Origin of the sequence: Streptomyces hainanensis, from assembly GCF_004348415.1 — a bacterium.
Taxonomy (GTDB): domain Bacteria; phylum Actinomycetota; class Actinomycetes; order Streptomycetales; family Streptomycetaceae; genus Streptomyces; species Streptomyces hainanensis.
Genome location: NZ_SMKI01000205.1, coordinates 1 through 13,212 on the forward strand (window position 1 = coordinate 1; position 13,212 = coordinate 13,212).

A 13,212-nucleotide genomic window follows, 5' to 3' on the forward strand; every position below is an offset into this window, starting at 1 on the left:
GAAGAAGAGGGGGTCGGGGGAGGCGCGGGCGTCGTCGCCGCGCGCGAACGGCCGCGTGGCGCGGGGAGCGTGACGCGACGGATGATCTCCTCACGCTAGCCGCCCGGGAGTTCCCGGCCCAAGTGGGGAACTCCCCATACTCGGGCCCCGGTCGGCTGTCGACTCGGGACCCCCACATGGGGAAAACCCGCTGTCGCGCGCCGGCTCAGGCCGGCGCGCCCGCGCCGGAGCCGGCCGCCAGCCGGACCACGTCCACCCGCGAGCGCACGCCGAGCTTGCGGTACACCCGGGTCAGCGTGGACTCGACGGTCTTGACGCTGACGCACAGCCGGTCGGCGATCTCGCGGTTGGTGCCGCCCTCCGTGACCAGGCCGACCACCCGGCGCTCCATCTCGGCGAGCACCGCGAACGGGCCCCCGGCGCCCCCGGGCGCCGCGGCCGGCCGCCGGCCCGCCGCGGTGGCGGGGGCCGGCGGGCGCCGGTCGGGCGGGGCCTCGGCGCGGAGCACCGCCGGCAGCAGCGGGTGGGCGAACCGCACCACCCCGTCCGCGGTCAGCGGACGCACCACCCGCAGCCGTACGGCCTCCGCCACCTCGGCCGCCGCGGCCGACCGCCCGGCGGCGCGCAGCAGCTCCACGGTGGGCGCCACCCCGCCGTCCCGGCCGGCCGGGACCGCCAGGCTGGCCAGCAGCAGCGTCTCGCGGGCGCCGGGCGACAGCGGCCCGAGCGACCGCCTGGCCACCGCCCGCAGGCGGGCGGGCAGCGGCAGCGGCTCGCCCGGGCGCGGGGCGGCGACGCCGCCGGCCGCCGCCCTGGCCAGGTCCAGGGCGAACCCCGGGTTGCCGCCGCTGGTGCGGTGGATCTCGTGCAGCGCAGGGGCGGGCAGCCCCACCACCCCGTGCCGGTCGAGCAGTTCCGCCAGCCACCCGAACTCCAGTGGCGGCAACGGGAGTTCCTCGGCCGGCTGGGGCAATGCGCGTAGACGCGGGGTGGTCTCGCCCCCGGTCAGCTCGGTACGGACGGTGGCCACCACCCCGATCGGCAGCCGGCGCACCCGGCGGGCGACGAAGGCCAGCAGCTCGGCGCTCGGCCGGTCGAGCCACTGGAGGTCGTCGATGGCGAGCAACACCGGCCCGCCACGCCGGGCCAGCGTCCGCAGCAGCGACAACACCGCGAGCCGGAGCGCGAGTTCGCCCTGCCGCAGGTGGACGGCCACCGGCCCGCCGGTGAGCGCCGTCTCCAGCGCGGCGCGCTGCGCGGCCGGCAGCGCCTCGACCGCGGCCAGGCCGAACTCGTCCAGCTGGTCGTGGAGATCGATCAGCGCCAGGAACGGCAGCTCCGACTCGGCCCGGGCCGGCGCGCAGCGCAGCACCAGCGCGCCGTCCCGGTCCGCCCGGTCGGCCAGCGCGTCGAGCACCGTGGATCTGCCGATGCCGACCGGCCCGGTCAGCAGCAGCCCGCCGCCGTGGCGCAGCCGGTCACCGGCCCGCGCCAGCAGGCCGGCCCGGCCCACCACGGGGCGGCGACGTTCACGTGGGGGACGGCCGTCCGCTATGCCAAGCACCGATCAATACTGATCGACTCACCGGCCGCCACTCAATACGACGTCACGCGACCTTCACGAGCGGAAGATCGCATGGTGGTCAGCCGTAGTAGCCCGCCACCGGCACCCGGGCCTCGTCGAAGAGCGCGGGGCCGACCGCGGGCACGGCGGGGAAGCCGGTGCCGGGCGGCCTGAGTTCGGTCAACTGCTCGGTGGCCAGCGCGAAGACCACCCGGCCGAGGCCCGACCGCGCGAGGGCGCCGGCGCACATCCCGCAGGGCTCGCAGCTGGTGTACATGGTGGTGCCCGCCGCGGTCTCCGGCGACAGCTCGCGCGCCGCCCAGCGGGCCAGCTTCAGCTCCGGATGGGCCGTGATGTCCCGGTCGGTGACGCTGGAGTTGCGCTCCTCGGCCAGGACCCGGCCGTCCGGGCCGAGCAGCAGCGAGCCGAACGGCGGGTTGCCGCCGGCGCGTGCCTCGGCGGCCAACGCGATCGCCCTGCGGAGCAGCCGCTCGTCATCGGTGGTCATGATCGCTTCCCCTCGCCTCTTCGCACGCGTCGAGGCTATCCGGCGACCCCACCGCGCGGAAGGCGGATCGACCGGCATCGGCCGCCAACCACCGTGGATCTCCCGGTATTCTGGCCGTATGGCCGTGAATCTCGATGCCACCGACTGGGCCATCCTCGCCGAGCTCCAGCGCGACGGCCGGATCCCGCTGGCCGAGTTGGGCCGCCGGGTGAGCCTCAGCTCCTCCGCCACCACCGAGCGGGTCAGGCGCCTGGAGGCGCTGGGCGTGGTCACCGGCTACCACGCCACCGTGGACCTGGGGCTGGCCGGTTTCCCGTTGCTGGCCGTGATCCGCCTCAGGTACCCGGGCAGCAGCCACCAGCCCCTGCGCCAACTGCTCGCCGAGCGGCCCGAGATCCTGGAGTGCCTGCGCACCACGGGCGACGACTGCTACCTGCTCAGGGTCGCGGCCGCCTCCATGGCCCACCTGGAGCAGGTCGCGGACGCGCTGGCCCGGTTCGGCGGCGTCACCACCAACCTCGTCTACAGCCAGCCGCTCCCCCTCCGCGGCCCCGCCGGCCCTGCCGGCCCCGCCGCGTTCGCGGAGGGCGGAGGGCACGACGGCTCCGCTGCGGGCGCCGCGTTCCTACCCTGAGGAGATGAGCGACGACGCCCCAGAGCAGGTCCCCGACCAGGCCGGGCCGCGGCCGGCCCAGGTCCTTCCGATGCCCCGCCTTCCGACGACCCCCCGCGCGCGCCGGGACAGGGAGCCGCTGTGGCGGCACCTGATCGGCGAGGTGCTGCGCCACGAGCGGCAGGCCCAGCGGCGCACCCTCAAGGAGGTGTCGGAGGCGGCCCTGATCTCCATGCCGTACCTCTCCGAGCTGGAGCGCGGCCGGAAGGAGGCGTCGTCCGAGGTCCTGGCGGCGGTCGCCCGCGCCCTGGGGCTGAGCCTCGCCGAGCTGCTGGTCCGCGCCCACGGTCGGCTCGCGCCGCCGGTCACCTCCGTCACCTCCGTCAGCTCGCTCGCCGCGCGCCGTCGCCCCGGGCCCGCCGCGCCGCACGACGGCCGCCTCAGCCTGGCGGCCTGAGCCTGAGCCTGAGCCTGAGCCTGAGCCGACGCCCCAGCCCCGGCCCGGCGCGCCGGGCCGGGGCCGGGGCCGGGGCCGGGGCCGGCTCAGCCGATCGGCGGCCGCCGCGTCAGCACCTGGTCCGCGAGGCCGTAGGCCACCGCCTCCTCCGCCGTGAACACCTTCTCGCGGTCCATGTCCGCCCGCAGCGTGGCGATGTCGTGCGGGGTGTGCCTGGCCAGCACCTCCTCGACCTGGGCCCGGATCCTGACCATCTCCTTGGCCTCCAGGGCGAGATCGGAGACCGTGCCCTGCCGCCCCCGGCTGGCCGGCTGCCCGAGCAGCACCCTGGCGTGTTCGAGCACCACCCGGCGCCCCGGGTCGCCGCCGGCCAGCAGCACCGCGGCCGTCGAGGCGGCCTGGCCGACGCAGATCGTGGAGATCGGCGCGCTGACGTACGTCATCGTGTCGTAGATGGCCATCAGCGAGGTGTAGGAGCCGCCGGGGGAGTTGAGGTAGATCGAGATCTCGCGCTCCGGGCTCGCCGACTCCAGGTGGATCAGCTGCGCGATGACGACGTTGGCGACGCCGTCGTCGATCTCGGTGCCGAGGAAGATGACCCGCTCGGAGAGCAGCCGGCTGTAGATGTCGTACGCCCGCTCGCCGTTCGGGGTGCGCTCCACCACGGTGGGAATCGTGTACTGACCCATGGCTAGAACCCCGTCCTCCGCTGCGTGCCCTCCGGCCGGACGTCGTCGAGCGAGGCCAGCACGTGGTCGACCAGCCCGTACTCCCTGGCCTCCTCGGCCGTGAACCAGCGGTCGCGGTCGCCGTCCCGGGAGATGGTCTCCGGCGACTGGCCGCTGTGTTCCGCGGTGATCCGCTCGATGGTCCGCTTGGTGTGCTCCAGGTTCTGGGCCTGGATCTCGATGTCCGCCGTCGTCCCGCCGACGCCGGCGGACGGCTGGTGCATCATGACGCGGGCGTTGGGCAGCGCGTAGCGCTTGCCGGCCGCGCCCACGGTGAGCAGGAACTGCCCCATGCTGCCGGCGAACCCCATGACGAGCGTGGCGACGTCGTTGGGGATCAGCCGCATGGTGTCGTAGATCGCGAGCCCGGCGTGCACCGCGCCGCCGGGGCTGTTGATGTAGAGGCTGATGTCCGCCCTGGCGTTCTCGGCCGAGAGCAGCAGCAGTTGGGCGCAGACGCGGTTCGCCGAGACCTCGTCCACCTGGGTCCCGAGGAGCACGATCCGCTGGGAGAGCAGGCGGGCCGCCAGATGGTCGTCGAACTGGCTGGGCGGCGTGTCGCCGTCCGCCGCCCTGACGGGCATGGGCACGGGTGGAGTCATCGGTCCTCCCTGTCGGGGGTTGTCGGGTTCTCCCTCCACCCTGGGGCGCCCGGCCCCCGCGCGGCGCGGATCTCGGCTGGCGGCAGATCTCCTGTCGGCAGAACCGTCCGGAACCCCGGCCTCCGGAGTCGTCACCGGAACTTCGGCTTCCGGATTCTCCCCGGTCCCCGTGCGGACGCGACGGGGGGCGAACCTCCCCATCTGTGACATTGCCGGGCACTCAGGAAGGAAACCCATGCCGAGCCCGTTCTCCCGTACACGTGTCCTGGTGACACTCTCCGCCGTCGCCGTGGTCGCCGGAGCCGCCGTCACCACCACGGCCTTCGCGGACACCTCCGCCGCCGCACGTGACGGTTCGGCCGCCTCGGCCTCCGGCGACCAGCGGTGTTTCGAGCCCACCCACCCCTTCGGCTTCCCGCAGCCGGAGGACACCTCGACGTTCTACGCGATGATCGAGATCCCGCAGGACAGCTTCACCAAGTACGAGGTCGACGCCGAGACCGGCCAGATCATCGTCGACCGCTTCCAGTCGATGCCGGTGGCCTACCCGGGCAACTACGGCTCGATCCCGCGGTCCCAGGGCGGCGACGGCGACCCGCTCGACGTGCTGGTCCTCACCAGGGAGCCGCTGCACCCCGGCGTCCAGATCGAGGTCAGGCCGATCGGCGTGCTCAACATGGTCGACGACGGCGAGGACGACGACAAGATCGTCGCGGTGCCGGCCGACGAGATCGACCCCGACTACGCCGAGATCGACGACATCCGGGACCTGCCCGACATGCAGGCGCAGCGCATCGAGCAGTTCTTCGCCGTCTACAAGACGCTCCCCGACGGCCGGAACAACGTCGAGCTCGACGGCTTCGACAACGCCAGGAGCGCCCGCAACGAGGTGCGCGACGCCATCCGCGCCTACCGGAGCGCCTGCGACTGACGTCCGCCGCGACGTTCGGCCCATCGTCGTCCGACCGCTTACGCGAACGACGTTCGATCGTTAGCGTCCCCCGGGTGCCGCCCACCACCAGGAACGGAACCCGTCGATACGGAGGACGACCGTGAGAAGCCGTTCGCAAGGGGTCTTAGCGGCCCTGACCACCCTGTTGATCACGTTGGCGCTCGCGGTGACCTCGACCGCCGCGCGCGCCGACACCGGCGCCGGCCCCCCGGCGGAGCCCGGCCCCGGCGTCGGCGTGACCTCGGCCCAGTCCACGGTCGCGGCCATGCAGCCGGGCTGGAACCTGGGCAACACCCTCGACTCCACCGGCTCGGACGAGACCTCCTGGGGCAACCCGCGGGTCACCAGGGAGCTGCTGCGCTCGATCAGGGCGCAGGGCTTCAACAGCGTCCGGATCCCGGTGACCTGGAGCCAGCACCAGGGCGCCGCGCCCTCGTACACCATCGAGGCGGCGTACCTGGCCCGGGTGAAGGAGGTCGTGGACTGGGCGGTGGCCGAGGGGCTGTACGTCCTGGTCAACGTCCACCACGACTCGTGGCAGTGGGTGATGAACCTGCCCACCCAGCACGACGCCGTGCTCGCCCGCTACACCGCCACCTGGACGCAGATCGCGAACACCTTCCGCGGCTCGTCCGACCGGGTCCTCTTCGAGAGCATCAACGAGCCGTACTTCGAGGGCAGTTCGGGAGACGCGCAGAACGCCCAGCTGCTGCACGAGCTGAACAGCGCCTTCCACGGCATCGTCCGGCGGTCGGGCGGCAACAACGCCACCCGCGTCCTGGTGCTCCCCACCCTGCGCACCAACGCGGACCAGGCCAGGCTCGACGAGCTGACCAGCACCTTCACCGCCCTGAACGACCCCAACCTGGTCGCGACCGTGCACTTCTACGGCTTCTGGCCGTTCAGCGTGAACGTCGCCGGCTACACCCGCTTCGACGCGGAGACCCAACGCGACCTGACCGACACCTTCGACCGGGTGTACAACACGTTCACCGCCCGCGGCATCCCGGTGATCCTCGGGGAGTACGGGCTGCTCGGCTTCGACCGCCACACCGGCGTCATCGAGCAGGGCGAGAAGCTGAAGTTCTTCGAGTTCCTCGGCAACTACGCGCGCTCCCGGCAGCTCACCACGATGCTGTGGGACAACGGCCAGCACTTCAACCGGACCACGCTCCAGTGGAACGACCCGGCCCTGTTCCGGCAGATCAGGTCGAGCTGGACCACCGCCTCGTCCACCGCCGCGACCGACCAGGTCTTCGTGCGCCGCGGCCAGACCCCGGCCGCCGCGACGATCGCCCTCAACCTCAACGGCAACACCCTGAGTTCGGTCCACCACGGCTCGACGCAGCTGGTGCGGGGCACCGACTACACCGTCAGCGGTGACCGGCTCACCCTCGCCGGGCCCACCCTGGCCCGGCTCACCGCCTCCCAGCGGTACGGCGTCAACGCCGTGCTCTCCGCCCGCTTCTCGCGCGGCGTGCCGTGGGAGCTGAACGTCATCGTCCACGATCCGCCGACGCCGCGGGCCGCCAGCGGCACGACCAACGGGCTGACCGTGCCGACCGCCTTCAACGGCGACCAACTGGCCACCATGGAGGCCGTCTACCCGGACGGCACCTTCGCGGGGCCGCACAACTGGACCTCGTACAAGGAGTTCGGCGCGGCCTTCTCGCCGAACTACACGAGCGGCGACATCACCCTGCCGAGCGCGTTCTTCGCCGAGGTCCGCGACAACTCCACGGTCACCCTGACCTTCCACTTCTGGAGCGGCACCACCGTCCGCTACACCCTCACCAGGACCGGCTCCACGGTCACCGGCGCGCCGGCGTAGCGACCGGGACGAGGCGACCGGGGCGTAGCGACCCGGGCGTGGCGACCCGGGCGTGGCGACCGGCGAGGCTACGACCGTGCCGCCGGCTGGGTCGCGGCGGCGTGCAGGTCGATCATGGTCCGCACCGGCGGCGGCAGCCAGGCGTCGACGGTGGCGGACCACGGGCTGGCCAGCCGCTCCATGATCTCCGGCACGGTCGGCCGGGCGGCGGGATCGGGTGCCAGGCAGCCCTGGACGAGATCCCGCAGCCCGGCCGGCAGCATGCCGAGGGCCGCCTCGACGGGCTGCCCGTCCAACAGCGCCGCGAGGCCGCCGGCGTGACACAGCACCATGCCGTAGGCGTACACGTCGGTGGCCGCCGTGACGGCGCCGCCGGTCAGCTGCTCGGGGGCCAGGAACCCGGGCGTGCCCACGACGTGCCCGGTGCGGGTCAGGGCGGTGGCGTCGGCGGTGCGGGCGATGCCGAAGTCGATGACCCGGGGGCCGCCCTCGGAGACGATGATGTTGCTCGGCTTGAGGTCGCGGTGGATGATCCCGCAGCCGTGGATGCCGTGCAGCGCCTCCGCGACACCGCCCGCGATCATGTACAGGGTGGGCGCGGGCAGCGCGCCCTGCCGGCTGATCACGTACTGGAGCGAGGGGCCGGGGATGTACTCGGTGGCCAGCCACGGCGGGTCGCCCGCCGGGTCGGCGTCCACCACGGCCGCGGTACGCACGCCGCCCACCCGCCGGGCCGTGTCGATCTCCCGCGCGAACCGCCGCCGGAACGCCTCGTCGGCCACGAACCGGCCCTGGATCACCTTGATCGCCGCCAGCCGCTGGTCCGCCGACCGGCCGAGGAACACCGTCCCCATGCCGCCCTCGCCGAGCCGCGCCACCAGGTCGTAGGCGCCGACCCGACGCGGGTCGCCGTGCTCCAGCGGCCACTGCCCGGTCTCCACGGCGGCCGGCGCCCGGCCGGATCCCGACGCGGGCGCGATGTCCACCGGGTCGACGAGGATCCGGTCGATCCGCACGCCCCAGCCCGCCGCCGTCGCGCTCAACGCCTCGTGCAGCGTGGTGCCGATCTCGGTGCGCGACCCCAGCGCCTGCTCCCGGTCCATCGAACCGATGTGCGCCCGCACCGAGTTGTGGACCTGCCGCTCCAACGCCTGCTCGTGGTCGGCGACGTCGTACACCGCCTGGTTCGGGTCGAAGACCTGCACGTAGAGGGTGATGTCGATGCTCAGCTGGCCGCCGTCCCTGGTGGCCACCGGCGCCGACGTCATCCGCACCACCCGGAGCCGCGTCTCGACGCGGTGCGTGACCTTCTCGATCCAGGGGATGACCGCGTGCCACCCCGGTTTCAGCGTGCGGTGGTAGCGGCCGAACCGCTCGACGAGGAACACCTGCCCGCTGGGCACCGACTTCGCCGCCATGATCCCCAGCACGATGAGCAGTGGCAGACCGACGATGTTGGCGATCACGGTGATGACTAGATCCAAGGCCACTCCTCGGCCGGGGTGCTGTGCACGACAAGACGAACGCGGCCAAGACTACGGTTCGCCCCTGCCCCGCCCGTCACTCAACAGCCTTTCGTGTCAGAGCAGTTGCTTGTCAATTCCGCCGGGCGACAGGTACGGCTGGCTGTAGTGCGAACCGGGTGGCTGAGGGGATCGGCAGCGCCGATCCCGCTGACTAGCGTCGGTCCCGACAGCCCAACCGCCGCATCGGGAGCCCGAGATGACCGACCCCTACCGCCTCACCCCCGAGTCCGCGCCCGGCCCGCCCGACCCGCCCGTCGCGGGCACCGCCCACCGCACCAGGCCGCTGCCCGCCCTGCTCTGGCTGGTGCTGGTGGTCAGCGCGGCCGGCAACACCGTCGGCTCGCTGGCCGGCGCCTCGACGCTCGTCAACCTCGCCACCGGAGCGGTCACGCTGGTCAGCGGCGCGGCCCTGATCGTGCTCCGGGTGCGGTCGCGCCGGTGAGCACCGCCGCCACCGGACCGGCACCCGCGATCGCCCTGACCCACGTCAGCAAGACCTACCAGGGCGGGGTGCGGGCGCTGGACGACGTGTCGCTCACCGTGGCACGCGGCACGTTCCTCGCCGTGATGGGCCCCTCGGGCTCCGGCAAGAGCACGCTGATGCACTGCGCCGCCGGGCTCGATGTCCCCAGCGAGGGCTCCGTCGCCATCGACGGCCACGAGATCGGCCGGCTCAACGAGACCCGGCGGACCGAACTGCGCCGGGAGCGCGTCGGGTTCGTCTTCCAGTCCTACAACCTGGTGCCCTCGCTCAGCGTCGCGGACAACGTCACGCTGCCGCTGCGGCTGGCCGGCCGGGCCCCCGACCGCGACTGGGTGACCACGCTGGTCGAGCGGGTCGGCCTCGCCGGCCGGCTCGCGCACCGCCCGACCGAGCTCTCCGGCGGGCAGCAGCAACGGGCCGCCATCGTCCGGGCGTTGGTGGCCAGGCCGGCCGTCGTGTTCGCCGACGAGCCGACCGGCGCGCTCGACCTGCGCACCGCCCACGAGGTGCTCGACCTGCTGCGCGACCTCGTCGACGAGCTGGGCCAGACCGTCGTCATGGTCACCCACGACCCGGGCGCCGCCGCCCGCGCGCACCGCGCCCTGGTGATGGCCGACGGCCGGGTCGTCGACACCCTCGACAAGCCGGGCGCGGCCGAACTCGCCGACCGCCTCGTCACCCTCGGAAGGAACTAGCCCCATGCTGCGTCTCGCGGCGGACATGGCCAGGCGCCGGATCAGCGCGCTGTCGGCCGTCGCCTGCGCGGTGCTCGGCGGCGCCGCCCTGATCACCGGCACCGGCGTGCTCGCCGAGTCCGGGCTCCGCTCCCACCTGCCGGCCGGCCGGCTCGGCGGCGTGGACGTCGTGGTCGCCGCCGACCAGACGTACCGCCCCGCCGGCGACCTGCCGATCGCGCTGCCCGAGCGCGGCCGGGTGCCGGCCGACCTGGTCGGCCGGCTCGCCGACGTGCCGGGCGTCACCGCCGCCGTCGGCGACCTCGGCTTCCCCGCCGCGCTCGTCGACGCCGAGGGCCGGGTCGTGCCGACCGAGGACCCCGGCACCGCCGGCCACGGCTGGGCCTCCACCGGGCTGGTCGAGGACCCGCGGGTCGACGGCGCGCCGCCGACGGGTGCCGGCGAGGTCGCGCTCGACGCCGACCTCGCCGCCGCCGCCAACGTGCGGGTCGGCGACCGGGTCCCGGTCGTCGTGGCCGGCGAGCCCGCCGCGCACCGCGTCACCGCCCTCGTCGACACGCCGGGTGCCGGCATCCTCTTCGCCGACCCGACCGCCGCCGAACTGGCCGCCGGCGTCTCGCCCGACCGCGCGGGGACCGTCGACCTGATCGGCCTGCGCGCCGAACCCGGCCGCGCCGCCGAGGTCGCCGACGCCGTCCGCGACACGGTGGACGACGCCGGCCTCACGGTGGTCGAGGGCGCCGACCGCGGCGACCTCGCCGCGCCAGGGGCGGCCGCCTCGCGCTCCCTGCTGGTCCTGCTGGCCGGCTCACTGGCCGGCGTCATCCTGCTGGTCACCGGCTTCGCCATGGCCGGCGCGCTGGCCGTCTCCGTCGCCGGGCAACGCCGCGAACTCGCCCTGATGCGGGCCGTCGGCGCCACCCCCCGGCAGATCCGCCACCTCGCCGCCACCCAGGCCACCGTGATCGCCGCCATGGCCGCGGTGCCCGGCATCGCCCTCGGCTACCCGCTGGCCGAACTGCTCCGGGCCGAACTCGCCGACCGCGGCGTGCTGCCCGAGGCCCTGCCGCTCGCCGTCGGCCCGCTCCCCGCGCTGGCCACCGTCCTCCTGGTGGGCCTGGTCGTCCAGCTCTCCGCGCGCGGCGCCGCCTGGCGCACCTCCAGGATGCCGGCCACCGAGGCGGTCGCCGAGTCACGCGTCGAACCCCGCACCCCGTCCCGGGCCCGCACCGGCGCCGGCCTGCTGGTGATCGCCGCCGCCACCACCCTGTCGGTGGCGCCGCTGCTGTCGCGCAGCGCGATCGGCGCGGCCGGCACCTCGCTGGCCGGCATCGTCGGGGCGATCGGCCTGGCCATGGCGGGCCCGGCCCTGGTCCGACGCGCCAGCGAGACCCTGGCCGGACGGCTGCGGCCCGGCGTCTCCGCCCCCACCTGGCTGGCGGCGGCCAACGTCCGCGGCTACGCCCTGCGGCTGGCCGGGGTGGTCAGCACCCTGGCCATGGCGGTCGCCTTCGTCCTCACCTACGTCCTCGCCCAGACCACCGTGCTGGCCGCCACCGACGACGACGTCGAGACGGGCACCCTCGCCCAACACCGCCTGACCGCCCCGGCGCTCGGCGGGCTGCCCCCCGACGTGCTGCCCGCGGTGCGGGCCACCCCCGGGGTGAGGGCGGCCGTCCCGCTCACCACCACGACCGTGATCTGGACCTACCGGATGTTCGGCGAGCCGGAGGTCGAGACCTCGTCCGCGCTGGTCCTCGACCGGGACGCGCCGGCCGTCCTCGACCTCGACGTGCGGTCGGGCAGCCTGGCCGACCTCACCGGCGACACCGTCGCGGTCAGCGAGGACGCCGCCCGCACCCGCGGCGCCGAACCCGGCGACCGGATCGAGCTGGTCCTCGGCGACGGCACCCCCGTCCGGCCCACCGTCGTCGCCGTCTACGACCGCGGCCTCGGCTTCGGCCCGGTCGCCGTCTCCCGCGACCTGGCGGCCGGCCACACCACCACGGGACTCGACCAGAGCCTCCTCGTCCGCACCGACGACGACCCGGCCGCCGGGCCGGCCCTCGCCGAACTCGTCGGCGACCGGCCGGGACTCGCCCTCGAAGCCACCGCCCTCGACACCGGCGGCGAGGCCCCGCCCGAGGTCTGGCTCAACCTGGCCGTGATCGTGGTCCTCCTCGGCTACCTGCTGCTCAGCATCGCCAACAAGCTCGTCGCCACCACGGCCCAACGCCGTTCGGAGATCGCCGCCCTCCGCCTGATCGGCACCACGCCACGCCAGATCCGGGCCATGATGCGGCGCGAGGCCGCCCTGATCACCGTGGCCGCCCTCGCCACCGGCCTGGCGCTGGCCGCCGTGCCGCTCGCCCTCCTCGGCCAGGGCTTCCTCGGCCGGCCCTGGCCGGCCGGCCCGCCCTGGCTGCTCCCGGCGACCGCGCTCACCGTCGCCGCGATCGCGTTCCTCACCACCGAGCTCCCCACCCGCCGGGCGCTCCGCACCCCGCCGGCCGAGGCCCTGGCCGGCCGCGAGTAGCGGGCGCACCGGGCGGCGTGGTCACTCCGCCATGGTCTTCGCGCCGTCCAGGGCCTCGCGGACGATGTCGGCGTGGCCGGCGTGCTGGGAGGTCTCCGCGATGATGTGCAGCAGCACGCGGCGGGCCGACCAGCGGGCGTCCGGGTCGAACCAGGGCGCCTTCGGCAGCGGGTGGCCGGCGTCCAGGTCGGGGAGGGTGGCGACCAGCTCGTCGGTGCGGCGGGCCGTCTCGGCGTACTCGGCCAGCACGTCGGACAGGGTCTCGCCGGGCAGCAGCCGGAACTCCTCGGCGTGCTCGGCCCAGTCGGCCTCGGACATCGTCGCGAAGTCGGGCATGGACGAGGGGCCCTCCAGGATGAAGTCCATCCAGCCCCGCTCCTGCGCGGAGACGTGCTTGACCAGGCCGCCCAGACACAGCTCGCTGACGGTGGTCCGCTCCGCCGCCTGCTCGTCGGTGAGGTCGCGGACCGTGTGGCGCAGGAAGTACCGGTGCCTGGCCAGCGACTCCAGCAGGTCGGCGCGCTCTCCGACGGGGATGGTGGGGTCCTGAACGGTCATGGGGTGCTCCGCCTCGTGTGATCGCTGTCCGCCGGTCGCGGGCCGCCGGCCGGCCTGTCGAGGACGACACTAGGCGCCGTTCAGGTCAGTTCCTGTCCGGAATAGGCCCGGGGTACGCGACCGGAGTTCCCGACCGGAGTTCCCGACCCGATCAGCGC

The 13,212-nt window shown here is 74.4% G+C and carries 12 protein-coding genes and 2 pseudogenes; 7 read left to right on the forward strand and 7 right to left on the reverse strand.

Annotation, left to right across the window (positions count from 1 at the left end; translation table 11 throughout):
* Positions 1-205: 205 nt before the first annotated feature.
* The 3 genes and pseudogenes from E1283_RS39910 to E1283_RS19465 form a co-directional block, all read right to left on the reverse strand.
* A pseudogene (locus E1283_RS39910) lies at positions 206-517 on the reverse strand (helix-turn-helix domain-containing protein); the annotation flags it as partial.
* Between the two features lie 531 nt (positions 518-1,048).
* Positions 1,049-1,564, reverse strand: a pseudogene (locus E1283_RS39915) (ATP-binding protein); the annotation flags it as partial.
* Between the two features lie 79 nt (positions 1,565-1,643).
* A complete protein-coding gene (locus E1283_RS19465; RefSeq protein WP_207930457.1) occupies positions 1,644-2,075 on the reverse strand; it encodes a nucleoside deaminase in 432 nt (143 codons plus the stop codon).
* Between the two features lie 115 nt (positions 2,076-2,190).
* Here E1283_RS19465 and E1283_RS19470 point away from each other — a divergent pair, with 115 nt between their 5' ends.
* Both E1283_RS19470 and E1283_RS19475 read left to right on the forward strand, forming a co-directional pair.
* Complete coding sequence (locus E1283_RS19470; protein WP_132819371.1) at positions 2,191-2,706, forward strand: Lrp/AsnC family transcriptional regulator; 516 nt, start codon at positions 2,191-2,193, stop codon at positions 2,704-2,706.
* A gap of 4 nt (positions 2,707-2,710) precedes the next feature.
* A complete protein-coding gene (locus tag E1283_RS19475; RefSeq protein ID WP_132819372.1) occupies positions 2,711-3,142 on the forward strand; it encodes a helix-turn-helix domain-containing protein in 432 nt (143 codons plus the stop codon).
* Between the two features lie 86 nt (positions 3,143-3,228).
* Here E1283_RS19475 and E1283_RS19480 read toward each other — a convergent pair whose 3' ends face one another.
* Together E1283_RS19480 and E1283_RS19485 are read right to left on the reverse strand one after the other, a co-directional pair.
* Positions 3,229-3,831 carry a ClpP family protease gene (locus E1283_RS19480; RefSeq protein ID WP_132819373.1) on the reverse strand — a complete coding sequence of 201 codons (603 nt, stop codon included), beginning with the start codon at positions 3,829-3,831 and terminating at the stop codon, positions 3,229-3,231.
* A 2-nt stretch (positions 3,832-3,833) separates the two neighbouring features.
* Positions 3,834-4,472, reverse strand: coding sequence for a ClpP family protease (locus E1283_RS19485; RefSeq protein WP_132819374.1), 639 nt, complete (start codon positions 4,470-4,472; stop codon positions 3,834-3,836).
* Positions 4,473-4,740: 268 nt separating this feature from the next.
* Between E1283_RS19485 and E1283_RS19490 the strand changes: the two genes are divergently transcribed.
* Entirely contained in the window at positions 4,741-5,403 is a 663-nt protein-coding gene (locus E1283_RS19490; RefSeq protein WP_207930456.1) for an inorganic diphosphatase, read from the forward strand.
* A 121-nt stretch (positions 5,404-5,524) separates the two neighbouring features.
* On the forward strand, positions 5,525-7,255 hold the full coding sequence (locus E1283_RS19495) for a cellulase family glycosylhydrolase (RefSeq protein WP_243744954.1): 1,731 nt from the start codon (positions 5,525-5,527) through the stop codon (positions 7,253-7,255).
* A gap of 68 nt (positions 7,256-7,323) precedes the next feature.
* On the opposite strand, the gene E1283_RS19500 is transcribed toward E1283_RS19495, so the two are convergent.
* Positions 7,324-8,739 carry a protein kinase domain-containing protein gene (locus tag E1283_RS19500; RefSeq protein ID WP_132819375.1) on the reverse strand — a complete coding sequence of 472 codons (1,416 nt, stop codon included), beginning with the start codon at positions 8,737-8,739 and terminating at the stop codon, positions 7,324-7,326.
* Positions 8,740-8,977: 238 nt separating this feature from the next.
* Here E1283_RS19500 and E1283_RS19505 point away from each other — a divergent pair, with 238 nt between their 5' ends.
* Genes E1283_RS19505 through E1283_RS19515 form a run of 3 tightly spaced genes read left to right on the forward strand, consistent with a single transcriptional unit; the run spans position 8,978 to position 12,496 of the window.
* On the forward strand, positions 8,978-9,223 hold the full coding sequence (locus E1283_RS19505) for a hypothetical protein (RefSeq protein WP_132819376.1): 246 nt from the start codon (positions 8,978-8,980) through the stop codon (positions 9,221-9,223).
* Entirely contained in the window at positions 9,220-9,960 is a 741-nt protein-coding gene (locus E1283_RS19510) for an ABC transporter ATP-binding protein (RefSeq protein WP_132819377.1), read from the forward strand. The genes E1283_RS19505 and E1283_RS19510 overlap by 4 nt, the downstream gene beginning before the upstream one ends.
* 4 nt (positions 9,961-9,964) lie before the next feature.
* Positions 9,965-12,496, forward strand: coding sequence for an FtsX-like permease family protein (locus E1283_RS19515; RefSeq protein ID WP_132819378.1), 2,532 nt, complete (start codon positions 9,965-9,967; stop codon positions 12,494-12,496).
* A gap of 21 nt (positions 12,497-12,517) precedes the next feature.
* On the opposite strand, the gene E1283_RS19520 is transcribed toward E1283_RS19515, so the two are convergent.
* Complete coding sequence (locus E1283_RS19520; protein ID WP_132819379.1) at positions 12,518-13,054, reverse strand: DinB family protein; 537 nt, start codon at positions 13,052-13,054, stop codon at positions 12,518-12,520.
* Positions 13,055-13,212: the final 158 nt, after the last annotated feature.

What these genes read in the sequence shown, in the direction of transcription:
- E1283_RS19485 (WP_132819374.1), bottom strand. Translation starts at nt 4,472, where the DNA reads ATGACTCCACCCGTGCCCATGCCCGTCAGGGCGGCGGACGGCGACACG.
- E1283_RS19520 (WP_132819379.1), bottom strand. Translation starts at nt 13,054, where the DNA reads ATGACCGTTCAGGACCCCACCATCCCCGTCGGAGAGCGCGCCGACCTG.
- E1283_RS19470 (WP_132819371.1), top strand. Translation starts at nt 2,191, where the DNA reads ATGGCCGTGAATCTCGATGCCACCGACTGGGCCATCCTCGCCGAGCTC.
- E1283_RS19515 (WP_132819378.1), top strand. Translation starts at nt 9,965, where the DNA reads ATGCTGCGTCTCGCGGCGGACATGGCCAGGCGCCGGATCAGCGCGCTG.
- E1283_RS19505 (WP_132819376.1), top strand. Translation starts at nt 8,978, where the DNA reads ATGACCGACCCCTACCGCCTCACCCCCGAGTCCGCGCCCGGCCCGCCC.
- E1283_RS19480 (WP_132819373.1), bottom strand. Translation starts at nt 3,831, where the DNA reads ATGGGTCAGTACACGATTCCCACCGTGGTGGAGCGCACCCCGAACGGC.
- E1283_RS19475 (WP_132819372.1), top strand. Translation starts at nt 2,711, where the DNA reads ATGAGCGACGACGCCCCAGAGCAGGTCCCCGACCAGGCCGGGCCGCGG.